This is a genomic window from Mycobacterium colombiense (genome assembly GCF_003284975.1).
GTDB classification, from domain to species: domain Bacteria; phylum Actinomycetota; class Actinomycetes; order Mycobacteriales; family Mycobacteriaceae; genus Mycobacterium; species Mycobacterium europaeum_A.
This window is the reverse complement of record NZ_QMEU01000069.1, coordinates 1-22,452: the sequence shown is the minus strand read 5'-3', so window position 1 is coordinate 22,452 and position 22,452 is coordinate 1. Positions and strand designations below refer to the sequence as shown.

Here is a 22,452-nt window from a genome sequence, read left to right as displayed (position 1 = left end):
CCGTCTCGCCCGGTGCGGCGAACGGCGCCGTCAGTCCCGCCTGCACGGCGCGCAGCCGCAGCCCGGTGAGCAGGTCGGGCAACCGTTGGGCGATGTCTTCGTAGAGCCGCTCACGCGCGGTGGTGTCGGTGGTGCCGGCCACCAACACCAGCACCTCCGCGGCGTTCTCGGGCCCGTACGGGTTGTGCAGGAGCACCCAGGTGTTGTGCACCGCCAGCGGCAGCACCGCGCGCAGGCCGGTCTTGTCCGATCCCGGAAGCTTCGACCCGACGCTGACCACGCCCTCGGCGTCGACGACCACGTGGCCGGAGCCGAACGGGCTGCGCCCCATCACCACCGAGAGGTTCACCCCGGCCACGGAGAGCTGGCGCGCGCCGCCGGGCGGCAGCCCGGTGACCGGTTGCACCAGATCGGTGTCGGCCATCGCGAACGGTTCACCGCCGCGCAGCACCGCATCGTGCTCGACCGCCACCGGGATGCGTTCGGCCAGCAGCGGATTGTCGGGAATCTTGCTGACCCACCACTTCGACGCATACAGCAGCGCCAGCGGGATTCCGGGACCCAGCAACAGCGCGGCGATCAGCACCAGGATGAAGTTGGTGGTGTTGAGCGGGTTGATCATCGACGCCGTGAAGGCCACCGGCACGGTTTGAGCGTCGTCGGGATTGTCCAGCGTCGAAACATGAACGGGCACAGTGCCGTTGAGGCCGCCGTGGCCGTTGTGGTCGGTGCGCAGGGTGACCGACAGCTGTGCGGTCTCCCCCGCCTGCACCTTCAGGCAGTGCTGGCCCGTATTCGTGGGCGAGCCCACGTGCGGCGTCCCGATGCCGTCGGGCGCGCCCGACACCGTCGCGGTATCGGTGTCGCTGATCCAGGCGCAACCGGGGCCGGTGATGTTCAGCGTCGCCGTCGCACCCTTGGCGCCCTCGACGGTGCCGAAGTCGATGCGCTCACCTGGGGTGGGCAGCCCGACCTTGGGCAGGATCTGCACGGGCACATCGACTTCTTGCGGCGACAACTGGGTGCCGGCGATTGGCCCACCGTTTAGATCGGTGGTGTCGGCGGTGGTGATCACCAGCGACATCCGCAACGTCGCATGCCCCGGGGCGACCTTGGTCAGGTCGGCGTCGACGGGTTTGGCGATGTCGTCCTTGCCGGCCGCGGTCAGCAGCGGAATGGGCGCGGCGCCGTCGGGGCCCAACGAGGCCGACATGGTGGCCGAGCCCGCCAGGTCGCTCGGAACCATCGGTTTGCCTTGCCCGTCAACCAAACCGAAGACCAGGCCTTTGAGGGTCTGGCCGCTATGCCAGGCGACTTTGTCGCCACCCGTGAGGGCCGGGAAGATGTCGGTGGTGATGTGAATGCTGACCTTGGACACCGCATCCGGGTGCTGGCCGGTGGTGTCGACGTAGACGATCGCCCACTGTCCGCTCCAGTGCGGGGCGTTGCCGTTCTGCAGCGAGATCGTCTGCGCCGATTCGGATTGCCATTGGTAGTTCACCGAGACGCCGTCGACGTTGACGTTTTGGGCGCCGTCCTTTTTGGGCAGCGGCAGGATCTGCCCGGTCGGCGAGACGAGGTAGGGCTCGACGCCGGACACGCCGCCGGAACCCAGGATGTTGACCTCTTTGATGGACCGGTCCAGCACGAAGTTGTGCCGCGCCTCCGGGCACACCTTGATCGGGCACACCCCGCCCTGGTCGGTCACGCCGGGATCCGGGTTGAGGGCGTCGAACGCGAACAACATGTCGTCGATGTTGGCGACGGGAAAGAAGTCGCCGGGTACGGGATCGGTGATGGCGCCGCACGCCAGGCCCTGCAATCCCTTGCCCGTGCTGATCGCCGACATCACGTTGAAGTCGCCCGGAGTCTGCTTGGCGCCCAGCCCGATTCCCAGCATGATGATGTCGTTCGACCGCAGCTGGTCGGCCAGACCGCTGGGGCGACAGATTGATTGGACGGCCTTCTGGGTGGTGTCGGGGATTCCGTTCGGCGAGTCCAGCGGGACCCCGTCGGCGTAGGGCTTGGTGACCGGTCGGGCGGTGAAATCGATCATGCCGTCGGAGAACCAGGCGATGGCCTGGCAGCGCTGGCCCTTGTTGGCCGCGCCGCCGTGGGTGGTCAGCGCCTGCCGGGCACCGTCGAGGGCCAGCCAATAGTCGGTGTCGATGCCGGTGTTCTTCTTGGCGATCGGATCCAGCGACGCCCCGACGCTATCGGCGGTCGAGCCGGTGAGCTGAGTCCAATCATGTTCGGAGACATAAGTATCAGAGAACCCGGCGACCGCGACGTCGAGTTTCGCGCTCACCCGATCGGCGTACTTGCCCAGCGTCTGCACCAGGTAGCGGGCGGCTTGCACCCGCGCGGCCTGCGGGTCGGTCTGCTGCAGGCTGCTCGACTCGTCGAACAACAACAGCAGGTCGCCGGTCTTCTGCGCCGCCAGGCATGCGCCGAACCGGCTGGCCCCCGGCGAGCCGGTGGCCGACGCGACCGGCGCCCAGCCGACCAGGTTCAGCACCACGACCAAGAAGGCGGCCGCGGCGACACGCGGCAGCATCGCAATGCCGTTGCGGCCGCGCCGTATTCGAGAAGAGACCGCCACTACAACGTCCCCGCCCACAGCGCGATCTGCCAGGCCCCCACGGCGATACCGACGAGGCAGACCACCAGCACCACCCAGTACAGCGTCGACGTCCAGGTCGGCGCGGAATAGATGGCCTCGGTGCGGCGCCGGGTGTCGACCCGGCTGAAGACCGCCAGAGCGCCGATCGCCAGCGGCCCGGCCAACAACCACCCCGCGACCGCGGCCGCGATCGTCGGGCCGCCCAACGCGCTGGCTCCGGCCAGCGCCACACCGACCAGCGCCAGCGCCAGCGCCACCGCGAACCCCACCAGCGGCGGCCCGGCCGTCGTCAGGGCGCCGATGCCCGCGGGGTTCGCGGTCAGCTGCCCGAGGGCGTCGCGCCCGCCGGTCGGGTCGAACGCGGGCGGGCCCGGAAACGCATCCGGGCGCGCCGGGGCCGGTCGCTGGTTGGCCCACGGATCGAAGCCACCCGGGTGACCCCCACCCGGGTGACCCCCACCCGGCTGCACCGGCGCCTGGCCGCCCCCGGCCGGGGCCTGCTTACCCGGGCCAAAGTCGCTGAAGTCGAAGGGGTTTGGCGCGTTCATCGTCACCGATCTCAATACGGGTTCAGGCACAGGGCGAAGGAACGGTCGGGGGGCGCGGCCACATATACCGAGTTGCACTGGTTGCCCGAGCCCACCCGCGCGGCGACCGTGTACACCCCGTCGCGGTGCTCGCATTCGACGCCGAACAGGTCCAGTGCGTCATTGCCCGTGCTGTTGCGCAGCTGAAGCTCGACGCAGGTGCCGATCGGCACCGTGGCCAGGTCGAGCTTCGGCCCCCGCGGCACCGTGGTCGGCGGCGCGACCGACGTGATGGTCCGGGGCGGCATCGGCCTGGGCAGCGTGGAGCTGGCTGCGGTCGGCGGCGTCGAACCGCTGGGGCGGGTGCCCCAGTACACGCCGCCGAGGATCAGCAGAACACACATCAGGTAGCCGATCACCAGGCCGGCATTCGCGGCCGGGCGGCCGCGCTCACCGCTGCGATTGATCTGCGGCAAGGCGAGGTGGCCCAGCACGATGCCGGCGGGTGGAACGATCACCCCTAAGATCGGCGAGAGCACCGCGAGGGTGTTGTAGTCCGCGCGCGGGGCCTGTCCGCCGAACGGCGCACCGGGGTAGCCGAGCGGGGTCGTGGGCGCCGCGCCGTACGACACCGTCGGCGGCTGTCCGCCAAAGGGATCGCCGGATTGCGGCGCGAACGGATCGTCGCTGGGATACATCAGTTCACCCCTTGAAGTCGACGATGCACGCGTACACGGTTTTGTTGTGGTTCCACAGCGTCGTGGGGGTCTTGCAGGAGTCGTTCGAGAGCAGCTGGGTCACCTGCAGCACGCCCTCGCGCACCTCGCACCTGACCGGGTAGATGGTGATGAAGTCCGCCTTCTCCGACGGGTCGGGCTTGTTCTGCTGGACCTCGATGCAGTCGCCCACCCGAAGATCGCTGACGGAGACGCTGGGGCGCTGTGCCGGTGGCGGCGTGATCACCGTGGTGCGCGGCGGTGTCGGCGGCACGTATGGGCTGGGGGCCGCCGTCTTGACCGTGTTCGAACCCTCGCCACTGGTCGCGATCCACACCGCCAGCGCGCCGACCGCCAGCACGATGATCAGGTACGAGGCCGTTAGGCCGAAGATGGCGCGGTCGCGGCCACGCTGGTGGCGCTGGCGGATCTGGGACAACGCGATGTGCCCCAGCGCGGCGCCGGCCGGGGCGAAGACGAACGCGAAGATGGCCGACAGCGTGGCCAGCGTGTTGACCTTCGGCGCCGACGGAAAGCCGCCTGATCCCGCGGGCGAATGATGCGGCTGGGTCTGCCCGAACGCCGGCCCCGGGCCAGCGGCTTGTCCCCCGAAAGGGTCGCCGCCGAACGGATCCTGATAACCACCGCTATATGTCATCGGCGCCCCTCGATGCAGGGCCGGAGCTGGTCACCCATCCCCCTCATCAACCGCCATCCCATTCCCCGTCAACGCGCACCGCATGCCCTGAAACTCGTGACGTCTCACCGCAAAAATCAACATAGTCGGTGCGGGCACGACGCACTCTTTTTCCACCAGAAGCACCTTTCGGTACTGCTACATATAATGCTGCGCCGCACGCACGCGCAATTTAGGTTGCCGCCCGACGTTCGCCGTCCGGCCCGCCCCGGCGTTAACTGTCTCGCTGGGTTGCCTGGATGAATCGCGTGCAGGAGTTAGCTGTACGGCAACCCGGCGACCGGCCGGTAATTAGCTCGGACGCGTCCCGCTAGCCGGTCGCTGCTTTGGAGTTCAGAAAGGCGACTATCCCCTGGGTGACCGCGGCCGCATATTTCGCCCGGCCGTCAGGATTTTCCATTCGCGCGACGTCAGCGGCGTTTTTCATGTTGCCGAGTTCGACGAGGACCGCGGGGTACTGGGCCAGGTTCAGCCCGGCGAGGTCGTCGCGCCCGTACAGGCCGTCCGAGCCGATGTAGTTCGCCGGCTGCAGGCCGGATTGAACCAGGGCGTCGCGCATCGCATGCGCCAGCTGCACGGCGGGCCCGGCTTGGACGTCACCCAGGGGCGGGCTCGAGTAGTTGACGTGGAATCCGCTGCCGGATGGCGGCCCGCCGTCGGCGTGGATGCTCACAATCGCGTCCGGGCGCATGGCGTTGGCCGCCGCGGCGCGCTGGTCGATGCACGGGCCGACGCCGCTGTCGCCGTCCCGCGACAGCTGGGTGCGAACGCCCATCTGGTTCAGCGCGTCGTTGATCAAGCCCACCACGGCCCAGGTGAACGCATGCTCGGCGTATCCGTCGTCGGCAGCCGCGCCCGACGTCTGACACGGCTTGGTGCCACCGCGACCGTTGGGCACCTGCTGGTTGATCGACGCGTCGTTGACGGCGTTGTGGCCCGGGTCGAGGAAGACGGACATGCCGGCCACCCCGGCGGTTGCCCGCGGGCTGGGCAGCAACGCGGCGGCGGTGATGATCGCCGGCATGACACCGGCGACCTTCAGGACGTCGCGGCGTGCGATGGATCGCAGTCCGACCGGGCGATCGCTCACCGCGCGATGGTAGCAATTGTCAGTAATCTTCCAGGGCGGCCATCAGGGCGTCCCCCACACCCTTCAGGAAGCTGGCCGGCACACTGTAGCCACAGGTGACCATCCTGAGCCTGCCCTCGTAGGTGGTGACTCCGGTCAGATATTCGCCATCGGTCTGGCTGACCACCACCGGACCCCACACCGCCGTCGGGCGCAAAGGGCTTGCGCCATTGAGGTTTTGCACTCCGAGGTTGGTGACCATGATGTCCCACGGGCTGATTCGGCTGAAAAGCTGCTCGGCGTCGGCGGTTTCGGCATCGACGGTGATCATCTGTTCGAGAGCGACTGAGGCAGTCCGGATTCCGCTCGGTGATCGAGCGACCTCGAGGTGTGCGGTCATCGCTCGCGCCTGCTCCCAGAACGGGGTGCCGTCCCACGGGGTGTGCCCTGTCGCGGTCGGCACGATGCACATGACGCAGCCGCCGTCGATTCCGAGAATCGACCGCAGGTTGATGGGACTCAGGACGCGGATGAATCCTTCGCCGCGGTCCGTGGCCCGCACGCGGCACTTGGCGACCACCAACGCCGCGTGCACCGTGGTACGTTCCGCGCGGCACCGCGCTACCAGCCTCGCGGTGTCCGCATGGGTCATCTCCATGGCGCGCACGTTGGTCAGGGTGCCGTCGAAGGGACGGATGATGCTGGGCGTGCTCATCCTGGGGTCGTCCGGTGCGGCGGAGGCCAGAGGCTCGACCGATTCGAAGGCCTCCGCGACGACGTGTTCCTGTGGTTGTGGCACAGGCAAACTCGTCAGAGCCTCGCCGTTGAGCGCGGCAATCACGTCGCGGAGCACGACGGTGGAACTGATCCCGTCCGCGACCGTGTGGTCGAACGTGAGCAGCAGCGCGCTACGTGAGGGGCTTTGCAGCAACACCGCGCGCATCAGCGGGGCCCGCGAACGGTCGAACGGTCGGGTGAGCTCCTCGGCGGCCGCCGCCTGCCAAGCCAATTCGGGGCCGCGACGCACGGTCAGCTCCACGGGCCCGACGTCCGTCGCGCGATAGAAGCCCAGGCGAGTGCCTTCCCGGTCCTCGACGTGTACCGACAGCTGGGGATGCCGCCGCTGGACGGCGGCCAGTGCGGCCCGCAACTGCTTTTCGGCGAGCACTTCATGGAATTCCGCCACGATCGAGAAGTGGGCGGGGTTGCGCTCGCTGTAGCGATAGAAAAGCCGCTCCGCTGCTCCCAGGGGACGCACGAGGGTGGTTGCCCGGCCCTGCTGCGGGTTGTTGACGATCACTGAACCTCCATTCGCGGGTAAAGCACTGCGACACAACGCAGACGGTCTCCCGGCTGACACGGTTCAGTCGGTGAGACGAATTCATCCGGCGTTCAGCTGCCAGCACGTTCGATACCCGCGCGGTCAGTGTGCCGCGGCCCGCCTCGCCGGGCTCCCCACGTTGCGCCACGTTTCCCTCAGATCACGACATCCAGCCGAGTGCCGTCCCGTACCATACTAAAACGTATGTTATGGTCTCGCGCATGTCTGTGGTCGAAAGCCAACCGCTGCACGGCGTCACCGACGAATTCGTCGCGCGGCTGGCCGAGCGCGCCGAGGAGGCCGAGCGGTTGCGGCACCTGCCCGCGGCGACGATCGACGACTTCCGGCGAACCGACCTGTTCCGGTTGCTGCTACCCGCCCGGTTCGGTGGGCTGCAGGCCTCGTTTCCCGAACTGCTGCAACCGATTCGGCGGATGGCACACGGTTGCGCGTCGAGCGCCTGGACGCTCGGGTTCTACGCGCTGCACAACTGGATGGTGTCGCTGTTCGATCCGCGCGTGCAAGACGAAGTGTTCGCCTCCGGCCCCGTGCTGGCGCCGGCTCCCCTGGCCCCCACCGGCCGGGGCGCGCCGGCCGACGGCGGCGTGCGCCTGACGGGCAGGTGGTCCTGGGCGACGGGCGCGCTGGATGCCGACTGGATGATCGTCGGCGCGCTCGTCGAGCGTCGGGACGGTATCAATCCGGTGCTCGTGGTGTTGCCCGCCGACCGGGTCGAGGTGGTAGACACCTGGCAGACGGCCGGGATGCGCGGCACCGGTTCGCACGATCTGGTGATCACCGACGTTTTCGTCCCGGAGCACCGAGTGGTCGCCGTGGCCGACATCTACGGCGGGACGGCACCGGGCGCGCGTGCGCACGGCGTCGCGACGTACCGGTGGCCGATGGTTCCGGCGCTGGCGCTCACGGCGTCGATGCCCGTGCTCGGGACCGCGGAGCGGGTGACCGAACTCTTCGCCGAACGGCTCGGCGAGCGCGTGCTGGCCTACAGCGGGGTGGCGCAGAAAGACCAGCCGGCCGCGCAGATCAGGCTGGGCGAGGCCCGGGTGCGGCTGAGTTCACTGCGGGCGCTGCTGGCCCAGACCGCCGACGACATCGAGTCGATCGTCGTCAGCGGCGAACGGGTGAACCGGTCGGTGCGCGCAGACGCGCGGCTGGCGGCCGCGCGCACCGTGCACGAAAGCCGGGCGATCACCGCCGATCTCATGGAGGCCGCGGGCGCCAGCGCGCACTTCTTGTCGAGCCCGCTGCAGCGTGCCAAGCGCGACGTGGATATCGCCGCGGGCCATGTCGTGTTCGACTACGACACCAGCCGAGAGTTGGCCGGGGCGTTGGCGATTGGCGCGAAGATCTCACCCATCGCCATGATCTGATTCGGCGTGGTCCGTCCCCGACTCGCCCAGCATTACGGCCAGGAATCTCTCTCGTTGAGCCACCGACCGAGCCTGCTCGGCCGAGCTCGTGAGGTGTAGCAGGCCAATTCCTGCGGCGAAGGTCAATTCGGCGCGCAGTCTGGCGTCCTCGTAGCTCAAACCGTAGTCGCAGTAGGCCTTTATCACGGTGCGCAGCAGTAGCCGGTCGGCGGCGCGGATGTTCTCGGCGGCCACCGGGTCCAGGCGGGCCCATTCGCGCATCGCCCGCTCGAGCACCCAGTACTTGGGGCTGACCAAGGTTTCGGTCAGGGCCGACAGTCGTTCCCGGGGCGGTAACCCGTCGAGCTCGGACAGCGCCTGACGGTCGCGTTCCAGGAATTTGTTCCACGACTCGACCAGTGCGGCCCGATACGCTTCGATGTCCTCGAAGTGCCAGTAGAAGCTGCCGCGGGTGACGCCCGCTTGCTGGCAGAGGCGTTCGACCTTGAGTGCGCGCACTCCCTCATGGGCGAGGACGGTGTAGCCCACCTCGAGCCAGTCCTCGGCTGACAGGCGGGTCGACGGCTGCTTTCGCACCACCACACCATGGACATTACGGGAGGCGTTCCTGGTCGCGGGGAAGATTAGGCAATCTCGCTAATTACTTTTCCGTCACCGCGTCGGCGGGACGGGAAGCCGGGCGGTCTCGTCGAGGTCCACGTCGAGCGCGTTGAGCATCAGCGCAAGGCCCGCATATCGGCCGATGACCATCAACGCTTCGACGGTGGCCTCCGATCCGAGGGCGGTGTGCACTTTTTGGAAGAGCGGCTCGGCGACGCGGCGGGTGGTCACCAGTTCGGTGGTCAGCTCCAGCACTGCCAGCTCGGTGGCGTCGAATTGGCCTGTCTGCCAGTCGGACTCGGAGGTGACGGCGTCGATCTCGGTGCGGTCGACTCCGACGGTTTGTGCGACGTCTTTGTGTTGGCCGAGTTCGTAGGCGCAGTCCATCAGGGAGGCGGTGCGCAGCACGATCAGTTCGCGCAGCCTTCGGGGCAGCACCGGGCTGCTCAGCGCGGCGTCGCCGGCGACCATCCAGCCGGTGAACACCTTCTCGGCGTTGGCCAGCGCGCGGTAGACGTTCAAATTGCCCCGCCGCGCGGTCAACTCGCGGGCGAGCTCGGTCATGTGTTCGGGGTCGCGGTACGGGATGCGAGTCATTTGGTGTCGATGTCGAGGTCGACGGCGTTGAGCACGAGTGCCAGGCCGTAGTAGCAGCTGACGATCATCAGCAGCTCGGTGAGCGCCTCGTCGCCGAGCAGGGCGTGGGCGGTGACGAAGGTGTCGTCGGTGAGCCGGCGGGTGGTGCACAGCTCGGTGACGGTGTCGATGACGGTGCGTTCGTCGGCGCTGAAGCCGGCCGCGTTGAGGTTCGCCTTGTCTTGGAGGGCGTCGATCTGTTGGTCGGTGAGCCCCGCGGTGCGGGCGAAGTTTTTGTGCTGGGCGAGTTCGTAGGGCGAGTCCTGCAGGTGGCCCACCCGCAGGATGATCACTTCGCGCATCCGCGGGGTGAAGGTGGGGCTTTCGAAAAGCTGGCCGGCCATCTGCGCCCAGCCGTCAAAGATGTTGGGCGCGTTGGCGATTAGTTTCAGCACGTTGAGGGTGTCGGGTCGGTCGATGCGCTGGCGGATATGTTCGGGTTGCTCATCCGCGTTGGCCAGCGGCATCCGCGTCATCGCCGACGTCCCTTCTCGTGCACCAAGGGTGCTAGCCCGTGCGCTATTGCCGTGAGCTGTCGATTGCGTTTTATCACAACCCATTTCGTCATTGCGCCGCCGACCGTCACTTGGTCACGATAGCCGAGTTGTAGTTAGGGGCCCACGCCCGCTCGAACGTGACGAGGGAAATCTGCTCGTCGCGGCCGGTATCGATGCCGCTGTCGTTGAGGTGCACCACACCGGCCTTGCTGTCGATACCGGTGACCACCACGAAGTGGTTTGCGGAGTTGCGCTTCCCAGGCCGGTTCCAGATTGTCTCGGCATTGACGATGGCGATGACCTTGTGATTTTCCCCGAGCTTGCGGGTCAGGGCGACGGCATCGCTTTGGATGTTGTCGGCTCTGATCCAGTAGCGCCACAGCAGTACCGGAAGGTCGGCGATATCAGTACTGCCCGTGGGCTTCCAGATCGGCCCGTGACCCGTTGCGCTCGGCGTGGTTTCGGCCAACGCGATCATCTGCTGCTCGGTGGGCTCGCGTCCGGTCAGCTGGCCGACCACATCGGCCACCGCCAGTTCCCCGCAGTCCGAACCGTGTTGGCGGCGCCAGTAGGGCGCGGCGGCGACGGGATCACCAAACATTGCCGCCTCATGGTCGGCGTCGGGAACTGGAGCGCCCGGGTTGGCGTGCACCATGGCTGCCAATATCACCGGCGACGCGGCAACCGCGGACAATAAAACGAGCCGGCCGAACGTTCGTGCGGCGCTGGCGACCTTTGCCCGCGAGGTGCTCGTCATGGGTGTCCGCTCCGGGGCCGCCGCGACGGCTTATAGATGTGACGAAAAGCATTAGGTGTGGCCCTGGAGGGAGACTAAACAGAAACTTGAGGAAAGAACGGCACCGACACGCCGCCGGGACGTGTCAGCAGCCGCCGGATCTGTTCCGGTTGCCCGTCTGCTCAAGGCAGAGGGTTTGCGGAGACCGCTAGCTCATGCGCTAGCGGTTCGGGAGTCCAGCTACGCACCTGGCGCCTCGAGCACTCAGCTCAACCTGTTCGTCCGAAAGGACTTTCCATATGAGTGCCATTGCGCCAGTGAACCAATCAACTAGCGGAGACGTTTCGTCCGGATACATCTGACCGCTTGGCGCTTGGCGCCGGTGGTCGCGATGGCGTGCATGTTCTTCCAGTACATGCAGGTGCCGAAACTGCCGGGGATCGGCCAGCGCACCGTCGCGCTGGATGCAGCGATACCGGCGGGCTGTAGCGATCACGCAGTCAGGCAACTGAGAGAACGTGGCTAGCCCGCGGGTCGACCTATCCACCGGCTTTCTGGCGGATCGAGCCTATCGATTATGTACGTTTGGCCATAACGTACCGGCGTTCTACGGCCGCGGCGGCAACGCCTTCAACCACCCCTCCGAAAGCAACTCCAGCAACTGCCTATCCGGATCCCGGATCATCGCCATCGCGTCACCCACGGTTCCGTCGACGACGGATCCCCCGAAATCCGCCACTCGAGCCAACACGCCAGGAAGGTCCGACACCGAGAACGAGATGTGCGTCAGACCGATCTGGTCCATCGTCCGCTCCGCGCCGGCATGCACCTGACGCTCCGAGTAGTCCATCAGTTCGAGCACCAACCCGTCCCGCACCAGATAGGTCGCGTGCACCCCGAGCGGCTCGGGCAGCCCCACCAGCTTGGCGGTCGGGCCGTCGGGCGGGTCGAGCTCCCACCAAAACTGAAACCCCAGCAGACCCTCGTAGAAGCGGCGCGACCGCTCGCGGTCGGTGACGCATAACCCAACGTGATTGAAAACCGTCCGATGGCTCGTCATGACAACCTTTCCGCAGCAAACCGGGCCCCAGCGGCCGCGCCGACCCACTCTGAGAACCGCTTCCGCCGCCCAGCGCAAACGCGCAATAATGCAAAGATAACAACCGCACCGCCGAAGAAGCAGATCACCTTCCCTCGGAGGGCTTTTCGATGGCCACACGTCCGAACGTCAGCGCCGACGCGATCGTTGACTTCGACCATCATTCCGACGCATTCAACCTCAACGAGCTGGCAGTCAACGCCGACCTGCGGCAGCGATGTCCCGTGGCGTGGAACGAGAACTACGGCGGGTTCTGGTTCCTCAGCAGCTACGACGCCGTAAGCCAAACCGCCCGCAACGGCGGCACTTTCGCCCACAAATACGAACCCAACGCCGCGGACGGCGTCGACTATCAAGGCGAGATGGGCGTCCCCCGCCCCGACGGCCAGCCCGCCCTGGGTATCGGCGAGGTCGACGGCCCCTACCACCAAGCGCTACGCCACGCCCTGGCGCCGTTCTTCTCCCCCGGCGCCGTCGAGAAACTCAAGCCGTTCATGGAGCAATCGGCGCACTGGTTCCTCGACCAACGCATCACCGACGGGCACATGGACCTGGTGCTCGACTACGCCAGCCCGGTCCCGGCCATCCTGACCATGAAGCTGATGGGCCTGCCCTACGACAATTGGCACTTGTACGCCAACCTCTTTCACTCCGTCATGGCCGTCTCCCAGGACAGCGACGAGTACGCGAAAGCGATCGCCAAGGTGCCCGCCATGATGGAAGAGGTCCTCGAGTTCGCCGCCGCAAGACGAGCCGACGCACGAGAAGATTTGACCAGCTTCCTCATTCAATTCGAGTTCGACGGCCAGCGCCTCACCGACGAACAACTGCTCAACATCCTGTGGAACCTCATCGGCGGCGGCGTGGACACCACCACGTCACAGACCGCGCTCACCCTGTTGCACCTGGGCACGCACCCCGACCTCCGCCAGCAGCTCATCGACCATCCGGAGCTGCACCGCACCGCCACCGACGAATTTCTGCGCTACTTCTCGGTCAACCAAACCCTCAGCCGCACAGTCACTCACGACGTCGTGCTCGCCGGCCAGCGCCTGCGCAAGAACGACAAAGTCGTGATCAGCTGGCTGTCGGCCAACCACGACGAAACCGAATTCGACCGCCCCGACGAGATCATTCTCGACCGCGCCCCCAACCGCCACGTCGCCTTCGGGCTGGGGCCGCACCGCTGCATCGGATCGCACCTGGCCCGGCTGATGTCCGGCGTGATGGTCAAGGCGGTCCTCGACCGCATTCCCGACTACCAGGTCGATGTCGAAAACGTCCACCAATACCTGGGCAACCCGAGCATGACCGGCCTGGCCACGCTCCCGGTCACGTTCGCACCGGGACAAAGCCGACAAACGGAACGACCTTGGTGATCGCTCAAAGCACTTGCGCCACAACGCCCGCGATGATGTCGTCGGGCGCCTGAACGATCCCGACAGCGTCCAGCTGACCGCCGATGGCGAGTGAGGCGATGCCGTGCACCAGCGACCACAGCGGCGCGGCCACCTCCCGCGGATCCCGGCCCTCGACGATCCCCGCCGCCTGGCATCGGGTGATCGCGTCGAGCAGGTCGCCGAACGCCTGCTCGCCGGCCGCCGCCACGCTCGGCTGCTCGGCCTTCAGCGACTCCGCCCCGAACATCACCTGGTAGTGATCCGGATGGTCAATGGCCCAGCGCACATAGGCACGACCGAGCTCGACCACCCGCTCCTTCGGATCCGACACGCGGTCGGCGGCCGCGGCTAGCTCGGCGTGCAACTGCTCGAATCCCTGTTCGGCAACGGCGGCCAGCAGCTCGGCTTTGTCGGCGAAATGCCGGTACGGCGCCGCGGCGCTGACCCCGGCGCGGCGCGCCGCCTCGGTGAGGGTGAACCCCTTCGGCCCCTTCTCGGCCACCAGCGATAGCGCCGCACTGGTCAGCGCCCGCTTCAGGTCACCGTGGTGATAGCTCTGACGCCGCCGAACGGCCGACCGCTGCACTGCCATGTTGACGACATTAACATTAAGGTCTATGTTAATACTATTCACATTGGCGACGAAGGAGACGAAATGTCGAATCTGCTGGACACCACATCGACGCTCGCCGGCACCCACGACAGGGAAAAGACGGCCGACCTGCTCGGTCAGGCACTCGCCCAGGGGTACCTGCAGGTGGACGAGTACGACCAACGGCTGCAGACGGTGTTCCAGACGCACACCGCCCAAGACCTGCGCGACCTCGTCACCGACCTGCCCCTAGACCGCATCCGGCGCCACGACCCGCGCCGCCGTGCCGCCCGCATCGCCGCGGCCCGCCGCGGAGTTCAAGCCCACCTTTACGCGTACCTCGCGATGTGCGCCATCGTGCTCACCGTCTGGGCGGCGGTCGCCTTGACCACCGACGCAACCTACTTCTGGCCGATCTGGCCCATCCTCGGCGCGGGAATCGGATTCGTCAGCCACGCCGCGTCGATACCGCACGGCAAGCAAAGTCGTTGAGCGCCAGCGGCACTCGCGAGGAGGAGTCATGAAGAACTCGGCAGTGGTCACCGGCGCCAGTTCGGGGCTGGGCGCGATCTTCGCCGAACAGCTGGCGCAGCGGGGTTTTTCGTTGGTGTTGACCGGGCGGGACCGGGCTCGGCTCGAGGCCGTCAAGCAACGAGTCGGGCAGGGCACGGACGTCGAACTGGTCGTCGGCGACCTTGGCACCGACGACGGTGTCGACGATCTGATCGCCCGTCTGGGCGGACGGGCGATCGATGTGTTGGTGAACAACGCGGGCTTCGGCACCTACGGCGCGTTCGCCGAAATCGACGCCGACCGCGAGCGCGAACTGGTGGCGGTCAACGTCGATGCGCCGGTCCGCCTGACCCATGCGGTCCTGCCCGGGATGCTGGCCCGCGGCCGCGGCGGCATCTTGAATGTCGCCTCTATCATCGCCTTTCAGCCCGGCACCTATCAGGCCACTTATGGCGCTTCGAAGGCGTTCGTGCTGTCGCTGAGCCAGGCGTTGTGGGCCGAGACCCGCGGCTCGGGTGTCACCGTGACCGCGCTGTGCCCCGGGCCCACCCACACGGGATTCGTCGACGCGCTCGGGTCGGACGTCTCGCACACCGCGATCTACCGCCACCTCGCCGACCCGGGTCCGGTGGTGGTCGCCGGGTTGCGCGGTCTGGACCGCGGCCGCGCGGTGGTCGTGCCCGGCTGGCGCTACCGGATGATGGCGACGGGCGGACGGCTCACGCCTGGATGGCTGTCGGCGCTTATGAGCGCGCGAATGCTGCGGCCCGCGGAAGCGCCGGCGAAGGCGGCGTGACCGCCGTGCACGCGCAGCCTGCGCGCTAGCACGTCCGCTAGCACGTTTGGGAATCGTTTCATGGCCGGAAACGTGACGCATGTGACTTTTGGGGCGCCGCAGCCTCGGACTACCCCAAACGCACCGCCCGCGTTACGACGCCGTCGCGTACTGCAGCACCGGTTCCGAGGAATCGACATGCCCGTAGCTGATGATCCGCAGCCGGTTCGGCCGCACCTCGTAGACGACGCCGTCGACCGGGTTGGTCACGTCGAATCCGTCCTCGACCCGCTCGGCATTGGACAGCTCGATGTGGGCGCCGTCGCGAATCCGCTCGCCCCGGTAATAGTAAGTGCCGCTGAGGTTTTGGCACACCACCGCCAGCGACTTAGCGGTCCGCACCACCAAGGCCGGTGGGTTGCCCGGGTCGCAGCGGGCCGTCTCGCCGACGAAGCCTAACCCGTCGGCGCCCTTCACCGGACGAGACAGCGTCGGCGTCAGCGGTGGCGGCGCAGTCGTCGACGCGGGCGGGGGCGCCGCCTTCAACGCCTGCGATGGCGGCGACCCGTTGTGCTTAGCCCCGCCAACCAAATTCATCGACAAGACCAGTCCGGCGACCAACACCACCGCCGCCACCGCGGCCACCACCACCGGAGTGCGACCGATCGCCGGCCAACGCCACGAGGGGCCGGACGCAACAGGCCGCTTGGGGCTGCTATCAGCGGGCTCGTCGAGTTCTGGCAGGGAGACGGTCGGCAGCGGGCGTGTCTTGGGAGGCGGGCCGCTTCGCCCAGCGGCCACACCCACCGGTTGCTCGTAGGCCGCGAACACCGCGTCACTGGCGGCGCGGGCAAGTTCGCCGGCGGATGCGAATCGCGCCGCGCCGTGTTTGGCCATGCCCCGGGTGATGATGTCGTCGTAGTCGCGGCCGACACCGCGGCGCATGATGCTGGGTCGCGGCGCCGGCGCCAGCATGTGCGCCCGCTTCAGCTCCCCCGCGTCCTCGCTCTCGAACGGCGGCTGGCCGGTGAGGCATTCGTAGAGCACGCACGTCAACGAATAGACGTCGGTCTGCGGCCCGACCCGCCCGGTGGTGAATCGCTCGGGCGCCATGTAGGTCCGCGAGATTTTCTCGTCGCCGGCGGCCTGGGCGATGCCGAAGTCGGCAAGGTAGGTGAAGTGATCGTGGGTGAGCAGGATGTTCTCGGGCTTGACGTCGAGGTGCACCAGCCCGGCGGCGTGCGCGGCGTCCAGGGCCCGGGCCACCTGCGCGGTGATCGACGCCGCCCGCGACGGCTCCAGCCCGCCCTGCTCACGCAGCAAGTCCTTGAGGCTGCCCCCGTCGTCGACCAGGTGCATGTCGATGAAGGGCACACCGTCGATCTCGCCGAAGTCGTGCAAAGGCATGACGTGGGGCTCCTGCAGCCGCGTCACCTTGCGGCACTCTCGCCAAAGACGTTGCTGGAAGCCAAGGTCCGTGGCCGTCTCGCCGCGTAACAGCTTGAGCGCGACCATCCGGTCCTTAACCGTGTCGTACGCACGGTAAACCTCGCCCATGGCCCCGGTGCCGATCAGTGATCGCAGCTCGTACGGCCCGAACCGGGTACCGAGCCGCGAACCGCGGGACGAGGAGGTCAACGAATGATCCTTTCTGCTCAAGACAGTCCAATGCCACGGGTTCCCGAAGCGGGCGTCGACATAACGTGCGCAGCCTCACGCGTGTCGCTACTCCGAGACAGCGTCGACGGCCACTATTGTCACCCGGCCAGACCCACACGAACCTGCGCCAAACTGCGCCCGCCCCACCCTAACGGCGTCTCTGCTCGCATGCACCCCACGGATACAGTGAGTAATTGTCCGGCACGTAAGAAGGTGAGGCCTTCGATGACCGACATCACGGCGCAATTTGCGAGGATCGTCAGCGAGCACAACCTACTTACGGGCGACGCCATTTCCGACGACTACGCCCACGACGAGGTGCTGACCAAGCCGCCGCAAAAGCCGGCATACCTGGCCAAGCCGGCGACCGCCGACGAGGTCGCTCGGCTACTCGCGGCCGCAACCGAAAATCAAGTGCCGGTGACGGCCCGCGGTTCGGGCACGGGCCTGTCGGGCGCGGCGATACCCCGCGCGGACGGGTTGCTGATCTCCTTCGAGCGCATGAACGCCGTGCTGGAGGTCGACGTCACCAACCAGGTCGCCGTCGTGCAACCCGGGGTGACGCTGAGCGAACTCGACGACGCGACCGACGGCACCGGGCTGCGGTACATGGTGCACCCGGGTGAGCCGTCATCGAGCGTCGGCGGCAACGTCGGCACCAACGCCGGCGGCATGCGCGCGGTCAAATACGGCATCGCCCGCCACAACGTGCTCGGGCTGCAGGCCGCCCTGCCGAGCGGCGAGCTGATCCGCACCGGCGGCAAGATCGCCAAGGTCTCCACCGGCTACGACCTGACCCAGCTCATCGTCGGCTCCGAAGGCACCCTGGCCCTGGCCACCGAGGTGACCGTCAAGCTGCATCCGCGCCTCGACCACAGCGCCACCGTGCTGGCCCCGTTCGCCGACTTCGATCAGGTGATGGAGGCGGTGCCCAGGATCCTCGCCAGCGGTCTGGCGCCCTACATCCTGGAGTACATCGACAGCGTGACGATGGCCGCGCTGGTGCATACCCAGAATCTCGAGCTGGGCGTGCCCGACGCCGTCCGAGACTGCTGCCAGGCGTATCTGATTGTGGCGCTTGAGAATCGGGCCGCCGACCGGCTGGACGAGGATGTTGAGACGGCGGGTGAGCTGCTCGCCGAGCTGGGCGCGGTGGACGCCTACGTGCTCGAGGGCGGGTCGGCGCGCAAGCTCATCGAGGCGCGCGAGAAGGCGTTCTGGACGCTCAAGGCGCTCAACGCCGACGACCTCATCGATACCGTCGTGCCGCGCGGAGCCATGCCGAAGTTCCTGTCCGGCGCCCGGGTTCTGGCGGCGGCGGCCGGTGCTGCCGCCGCGGGCTGCGGGCACGCCGGTGACGGCAACGTGCACCTGGCCATCTTCTGCCCGGACCAGGCGATCCGAAAGCGACTGCTGAGCGACATCTTCGCGCTGGCAATGGAATTGGGTGGCGCGATCTCCGGCGAACACGGCCAGGGCCGCGCCAAGGCCCCGTACTTCGTCGAGCTCGAGGACCCGGTCAAGGTCGACCTGATGCGCCGCATCAAGGCAAGCTTCGACCCGGCCGGCATCCTCAACCCCGATGTCGCGTTCGCATCGGGTGGCGAGTAGTCAACGCGCCGTTGCCAATTGGCTCACGATGTCGAGCCGGAGAAACTCCGGCGCCTTGATCACCCTGCGCAGCATGAAGCGGATGAACGCCGGCATGTCGGTCGCGTTCGCGTCGCGGAATACGACCGGCGCGCCCAGCTGGTAGCGCCGCCGCCTGGTCTGCAGTTCGCAACCCCCGGCGGCGAGCACGTTGCGCACCCAATCCGTTTCGGGACCGTAGGTCAGCGCGATCACGAATCCGTTGTGGCGGCGAAAGACCCAGAGCGGGGTCCGAAAGGTGCGTCCCGATTTGCGCCCGCGATGGACGACGACTCCCCATCCCGGCGCCCACGGAGCGATGTACTTGGTGAATCGGTTCAGGCCGACCTTGTTGAACCGGGCGACCCATCGTGGTGCTGGCATCTCCGTAACTCCTCACTTGGAGAATTTGTACACCAAGGCTAAAACTCGGGCGTCCGGAAGTCAACGGCTGTAGAATTTCTGGACTGTGCCCCCCATCGGACGACGTCCGGGCAACCCCGACACCCGGAACGACATCGTGGCGACCGCTCGACGGCTGTTCGCCGATTCGGGATACGACAAGACCTCGGTTCGCGACATCGCCGCCGGCGCCGGCGTCGACCCCGCGCTGATTCGGCACTATTTCGGCAACAAGGCCGAGCTGTTCCGGTCCACCATGGGCTGGCCGTTCGACCCGGCCGAAATCAGCGAGAGCATCGCTCGCGGCGATCGCAGGCAAATCGGCGAGCGCCTGACGCAGGTGTTCTTCGCAGCATGGGAGCAGCCGGACTCCCGCGCCTCCCTACTGGCGATCCTGCGGGGTGCGGCCACCCACGAAGAGTCGGCCACGCTGGTGCGCCAGTTCATTCAGGGTCAGCTGTACCCGGAGATGGCCAAGCTGCTGTCCGGGTCGGACACCGAACTAAGTGTCGATCTGGCCATGGCCCAACTCCTGGGCATCGCCTACCTGCGCCATGTCCTTCAGGTCGAGCCGATCGCGTCCGCTCCGGTGGACGAACTCGTTGCGCGGGTGACGCCGGTCGTCACCGCCCATCTCTCGTCGCGGCGTCAGACAACCTCGGCCCGGTGACCATCGGCAGCAGGTAGTTGCGCACGTATTCGCGGGTGTCGTCGATCGTCGCCAGGTTGATGCTGGTGTGGGGAGTCACGATGAACGACAACGTAAGCCGGGTATGCAGCTCGGCGACGGTGCGCAAGTGACGCTCCTGTGCCGCAGTGGTTTTGGACTTACCGTAGAGCTCGGTGCGCAGCAGCCTCATGGCATGTTCGGCGGCGTAGTCGAGGATGGCGCCCGCTTCGATGGTCAGGCTGGGCAGGATCGTCTCGGGCTCCGTGCGCAGCAGCTTCTTGAGCAGGGCGTGTTCGCGCATGAACGTCACCGAGAACGCCGTGCTGTAGACCATCCGGTCTTCGAGCGTCTCGCCACGCGCCCAGGCCTGCGCGTCGCCCTCGAGGAAGCGGCGCGCCTCGGCCAGCACGACCGCATCGACGAGCGCGGCCTTTGTCGGGAATCGCCGGTACAAGGTAGCGCGACCGACTCCGCTGCGGCGCGCGATGTCTTCCATGGTGATCCGGCGCATGCCGACGAGTTCGGCCTGCTCGATGGTGGCGGCCAGGATGCGGGCGGTGATTTCGTCAGGATCGACGACCTGGGCGAGCACCACGGGATCGGGTTCGGTGAGGCGCCTGACGAACTCCGCAGTTCGCGTCGTAACCATCGATCCCTCCTTGCCGGTTCGCCGCGGTCGTCGTATCGTAGCGATCGAAGCATGTGAGACATTGAGAGTCTCATTGTATCGCACGTATCGCCAGTGGGCGTCGTTCGGAGGGAATCGTTATGCGAGTCGGACTCGGGGCCCGGTGGGCGGCCATGCACGGCGTACCGCGGGCGTACTTCGCCATTCAGGCCCGTCGCGGCGACCCCCTGGCCCGGCTGCTGCGCACCGACGCGTCGGGCGAGGACCGCTACGCGCTGATGGAGCAGATCAGGGCGCGCGGACCGGTGGTGCGCTCCCCGTTCGTGTGGGCCAGCGTGGACCATGCGGTGTGCCGACAGATTTTGCGAGACAAGCGCTTTGGGGTCACCGCCCCCACCGAGATGGAATTGCCGCGGCCGCTGAAGGCGCTCATCGCGAAAACCGACCCGGGCGTGGCCAATCCGGTGGAACCGCCCGCCATGGTGATCGTGAATCCACCCGATCACACCCGCTACCGGCACCTGGTCGCGCAGAGTTTCACCCCGCGCGCCATCGACTCCCTGGACGCCCGGGTCGTCGAGGTCACCATGGACCTGATCGAACGCATCGCCGCCACACCGCAGCCCGATCTGATCGCCGATTTCGCGACGCAGCTGCCGGTCGCCATCATCGCCGAAATCCTTGGCCTGCCAGCCGATTCGCATCCGCGCATGCTGGCGTGGGGCCGCGCCGGATCCCCGCTGCTCGACATCGGGATCGACTGGAAGACCTACCGCGACGCCATCGACGGCCTGCGCGGCGTCGACGACTACCTGCTGGAACACTTCCACAAGCTGCGCGCCGACCCGCGCAGCGACAATCCGTTCGGCCGGATGGCCGCCGACGGCTCCCTGACCGACCGGGAGCTCACCGCCAACGCCGCACTGATCGTCGGCGCGGGCTTCGAAACGACGGTCAACCTGATCGGCAACGGCATCGTCCTGTTGCTAGAGCACCTCGACCAATTGGCGCTGCTGCACGACAATCCGGACCTGTGGCCGAACGCCGTCGAGGAAATCCTGCGGCTCGCCAGCCCCGTCCAGATGACCGCCCGGACCCCGAGTTGCGACGTCGAAATCGCCGGAGCCCACATCGCGGCCGGCAACATGGTCGGGCTCTTCCTGGGTGGCGCCAACCGCGATCCGAAGATCTTCACCGACCCAACCAAATTCGACATCACCCGGCCCAATGCGCGTGAGCACCTGGCGTTCGCGTCCGGCATCCACGCCTGCCTCGGCGCCGCCCTGGCCCGCATCGAGGGCGCCACCGCGCTGCGCGCCCTCTTCGAAAGCTTTCCCGAGCTGCGCCTCACCGCTCCCCCGCAACGGCGGGGGTTGATCAACCTGCACGGCTACTCCCGGCTGCCGGCCCAACTCGGCGGCCGCAGAACCAGTTCCGCCAAACTCCCCGTCTAAACCTCAGCTACGCAACGGCTCTCGGCCAATCGCCGGCGTGACCGAGGCATCCACGTCGGTCTCTTCGTGGTCGGCGAGCCAGCGTTCGGCGTCGATGGCCGCCGAGCAGCCGCTGCCCGCGGCGGTGATGGCCTGGCGGTAGGTGCGATCCACCAGATCGCCCGCGGCGAACACCCCCTCAATTGAGGTACTCGTGGTGCGGCCTTGGACCAGCACGTACCCGTCGGGGTCGGTCTGCAGCACCTCACGCACCAGCTCCGAACGCGGGTCATGGCCGATGGCCACGAACACCCCGGTCACCGGCAACCTCGACACCTCCCCGTTGAGGGTGTCGCGCACCCGCAAACCCGTCACCGTGGACTCACCCTCGACCGCCTCGACCGCCGTGTTCGTCAAAATGGTGATCTTGTCGTTGGCGTTGGCCCGCTCGAGCATGATCCGCGACGCCCGAAACTCCTCGCGCCGATGCACCAACGTCACGCTGCGGGCAAAGCGGGTCAAAAAGGTGGCCTCCTCCATCGCCGAGTCCCCACCCCCGATCACCGCGATGTCTTGGTCCTTGAAAAAGAACCCATCACAGGTCGCACACGACGACACCCCGCGACCCAACAACTCCTGCTCCCCGGGCACCCCCAAATACCGGGCCGCCGCACCCATGGCCAAGATCACCGCCCGCGCCGACACCGTCTCACCCTCGGCCGTGGTCACCGTCTTGACCGCACCCTGCAGCGAGACCGATTCAATGTCTTCCATCCGCAGATCCGCCCCAAACCGCAGCGCCTGCTCACGCATCTGATCCATCAACTCCGGACCGGTGA

24 protein-coding genes are annotated in these 22,452 nt (G+C 67.2%); 8 read left to right on the top strand and 16 right to left on the bottom strand.

The features are described 5' to 3' along the window. From DQP58_RS18935 to DQP58_RS18910, 6 genes are all read right to left on the bottom strand, one after another. Positions 1-2,557, bottom strand: a 2,557-nt coding sequence (locus DQP58_RS18935) for a VWA domain-containing protein (RefSeq protein WP_133259398.1), incomplete at its 3' end; no start/stop codon positions are given. A 44-nt stretch (positions 2,558-2,601) separates the two neighbouring features. Continuing rightward, positions 2,602-3,171: a hypothetical protein gene (locus DQP58_RS18930; protein ID WP_112709776.1), complete on the bottom strand. Its 570-nt coding sequence runs from the start codon at positions 3,169-3,171 to the stop codon at positions 2,602-2,604. Positions 3,172-3,182: 11 nt separating this feature from the next. After that, positions 3,183-3,848 carry a DUF4190 domain-containing protein gene (locus DQP58_RS18925; protein WP_112709775.1) on the bottom strand — a complete coding sequence of 222 codons (666 nt, stop codon included), beginning with the start codon at positions 3,846-3,848 and terminating at the stop codon, positions 3,183-3,185. Positions 3,849-3,852: 4 nt separating this feature from the next. Next, positions 3,853-4,524, bottom strand: coding sequence for a DUF4190 domain-containing protein (locus DQP58_RS18920; RefSeq protein WP_112709774.1), 672 nt, complete (start codon positions 4,522-4,524; stop codon positions 3,853-3,855). A 349-nt stretch (positions 4,525-4,873) separates the two neighbouring features. Beyond that, entirely contained in the window at positions 4,874-5,653 is a 780-nt protein-coding gene (locus DQP58_RS18915) for an Rv3717 family N-acetylmuramoyl-L-alanine amidase (protein ID WP_205869471.1), read from the bottom strand. Between the two features lie 19 nt (positions 5,654-5,672). Continuing rightward, complete coding sequence (locus DQP58_RS18910; protein ID WP_112709773.1) at positions 5,673-6,932, bottom strand: condensation domain-containing protein; 1,260 nt, start codon at positions 6,930-6,932, stop codon at positions 5,673-5,675. Between the two features lie 242 nt (positions 6,933-7,174). Between DQP58_RS18910 and DQP58_RS18905 the strand changes: the two genes are divergently transcribed. Further along, a complete protein-coding gene (locus DQP58_RS18905) occupies positions 7,175-8,344 on the top strand; it encodes an acyl-CoA dehydrogenase (RefSeq protein ID WP_112709780.1) in 1,170 nt (389 codons plus the stop codon). On the opposite strand, the gene DQP58_RS18900 is transcribed toward DQP58_RS18905, so the two are convergent. From DQP58_RS18900 to DQP58_RS18885, 4 genes are all read right to left on the bottom strand, one after another. Further along, a complete protein-coding gene (locus DQP58_RS18900; protein ID WP_205869472.1) occupies positions 8,324-8,872 on the bottom strand; it encodes a TetR/AcrR family transcriptional regulator in 549 nt (182 codons plus the stop codon). The genes DQP58_RS18905 and DQP58_RS18900 overlap by 21 nt on opposite strands. A gap of 123 nt (positions 8,873-8,995) precedes the next feature. Beyond that, entirely contained in the window at positions 8,996-9,541 is a 546-nt protein-coding gene (locus tag DQP58_RS18895) for a carboxymuconolactone decarboxylase family protein (protein ID WP_112709771.1), read from the bottom strand. Then, a complete protein-coding gene (locus DQP58_RS18890) occupies positions 9,538-10,056 on the bottom strand; it encodes a carboxymuconolactone decarboxylase family protein (protein ID WP_205869470.1) in 519 nt (172 codons plus the stop codon). The genes DQP58_RS18895 and DQP58_RS18890 overlap by 4 nt, the downstream gene beginning before the upstream one ends. Before the next feature lie 106 nt (positions 10,057-10,162). Beyond that, positions 10,163-10,732, bottom strand: coding sequence for a C39 family peptidase (locus DQP58_RS18885; RefSeq protein WP_165827914.1), 570 nt, complete (start codon positions 10,730-10,732; stop codon positions 10,163-10,165). On the opposite strand from DQP58_RS18885, the gene DQP58_RS26860 reads away from it, so the two are divergent. Beyond that, entirely contained in the window at positions 10,731-10,889 is a 159-nt protein-coding gene (locus DQP58_RS26860; RefSeq protein WP_165827913.1) for a hypothetical protein, read from the top strand. The genes DQP58_RS18885 and DQP58_RS26860 overlap by 2 nt on opposite strands. A gap of 531 nt (positions 10,890-11,420) precedes the next feature. On the opposite strand, the gene DQP58_RS18880 is transcribed toward DQP58_RS26860, so the two are convergent. Then, a complete protein-coding gene (locus DQP58_RS18880; protein ID WP_112709769.1) occupies positions 11,421-11,873 on the bottom strand; it encodes a VOC family protein in 453 nt (150 codons plus the stop codon). A gap of 149 nt (positions 11,874-12,022) precedes the next feature. Here DQP58_RS18880 and DQP58_RS18875 point away from each other — a divergent pair, with 149 nt between their 5' ends. Next, entirely contained in the window at positions 12,023-13,291 is a 1,269-nt protein-coding gene (locus DQP58_RS18875) for a cytochrome P450 (protein ID WP_112709768.1), read from the top strand. Positions 13,292-13,295: 4 nt separating this feature from the next. Here the strand turns inward: DQP58_RS18875 and DQP58_RS18870 are convergent, their stop codons facing one another. Next, the gene (locus DQP58_RS18870; RefSeq protein WP_112709778.1) at positions 13,296-13,898 is read right to left on the bottom strand and encodes a TetR/AcrR family transcriptional regulator; all 603 of its coding nucleotides are present in this window, start codon (positions 13,896-13,898) and stop codon (positions 13,296-13,298) included. 69 nt (positions 13,899-13,967) lie between these two features. Here DQP58_RS18870 and DQP58_RS18865 point away from each other — a divergent pair, with 69 nt between their 5' ends. Both DQP58_RS18865 and DQP58_RS18860 read left to right on the top strand, forming a co-directional pair. Then, positions 13,968-14,396, top strand: coding sequence for a DUF1707 domain-containing protein (locus DQP58_RS18865; protein WP_112709767.1), 429 nt, complete (start codon positions 13,968-13,970; stop codon positions 14,394-14,396). A gap of 28 nt (positions 14,397-14,424) precedes the next feature. Beyond that, positions 14,425-15,213, top strand: coding sequence for an SDR family NAD(P)-dependent oxidoreductase (locus tag DQP58_RS18860; protein ID WP_112709766.1), 789 nt, complete (start codon positions 14,425-14,427; stop codon positions 15,211-15,213). A gap of 132 nt (positions 15,214-15,345) precedes the next feature. Here DQP58_RS18860 and DQP58_RS18855 read toward each other — a convergent pair whose 3' ends face one another. Then, entirely contained in the window at positions 15,346-16,830 is a 1,485-nt protein-coding gene (locus tag DQP58_RS18855; RefSeq protein ID WP_112709777.1) for a serine/threonine-protein kinase, read from the bottom strand. A gap of 246 nt (positions 16,831-17,076) precedes the next feature. Between DQP58_RS18855 and DQP58_RS18850 the strand changes: the two genes are divergently transcribed. Beyond that, positions 17,077-18,462 (top strand): FAD-binding oxidoreductase, encoded by a 1,386-nt coding sequence (locus DQP58_RS18850; RefSeq protein WP_112709765.1) that lies wholly within the window; start codon positions 17,077-17,079, stop codon positions 18,460-18,462. Here DQP58_RS18850 and DQP58_RS18845 read toward each other — a convergent pair whose 3' ends face one another. Continuing rightward, positions 18,463-18,864 (bottom strand): nitroreductase family deazaflavin-dependent oxidoreductase, encoded by a 402-nt coding sequence (locus DQP58_RS18845; RefSeq protein WP_112709764.1) that lies wholly within the window; start codon positions 18,862-18,864, stop codon positions 18,463-18,465. 85 nt (positions 18,865-18,949) lie between these two features. Between DQP58_RS18845 and DQP58_RS18840 the strand changes: the two genes are divergently transcribed. Beyond that, the gene (locus tag DQP58_RS18840) at positions 18,950-19,552 is read left to right on the top strand and encodes a TetR/AcrR family transcriptional regulator (RefSeq protein ID WP_112709763.1); all 603 of its coding nucleotides are present in this window, start codon (positions 18,950-18,952) and stop codon (positions 19,550-19,552) included. Here the strand turns inward: DQP58_RS18840 and DQP58_RS18835 are convergent. Next, positions 19,506-20,201, bottom strand: a complete 696-nt coding sequence (locus tag DQP58_RS18835; protein ID WP_112709762.1) for a TetR/AcrR family transcriptional regulator — start codon at positions 20,199-20,201, stop codon at positions 19,506-19,508. The two genes, DQP58_RS18840 and DQP58_RS18835, sit on opposite strands and share 47 nt — an antisense overlap. A 119-nt stretch (positions 20,202-20,320) precedes the next feature. Here DQP58_RS18835 and DQP58_RS18830 point away from each other — a divergent pair, with 119 nt between their 5' ends. Beyond that, positions 20,321-21,634 (top strand): cytochrome P450, encoded by a 1,314-nt coding sequence (locus tag DQP58_RS18830; protein WP_165827912.1) that lies wholly within the window; start codon positions 20,321-20,323, stop codon positions 21,632-21,634. A 3-nt stretch (positions 21,635-21,637) separates the two neighbouring features. Here the strand turns inward: DQP58_RS18830 and DQP58_RS18825 are convergent. Then, on the bottom strand, positions 21,638-22,452 hold an 815-nt coding region (locus DQP58_RS18825; RefSeq protein ID WP_112709760.1), incomplete at its 5' end, for an NAD(P)/FAD-dependent oxidoreductase.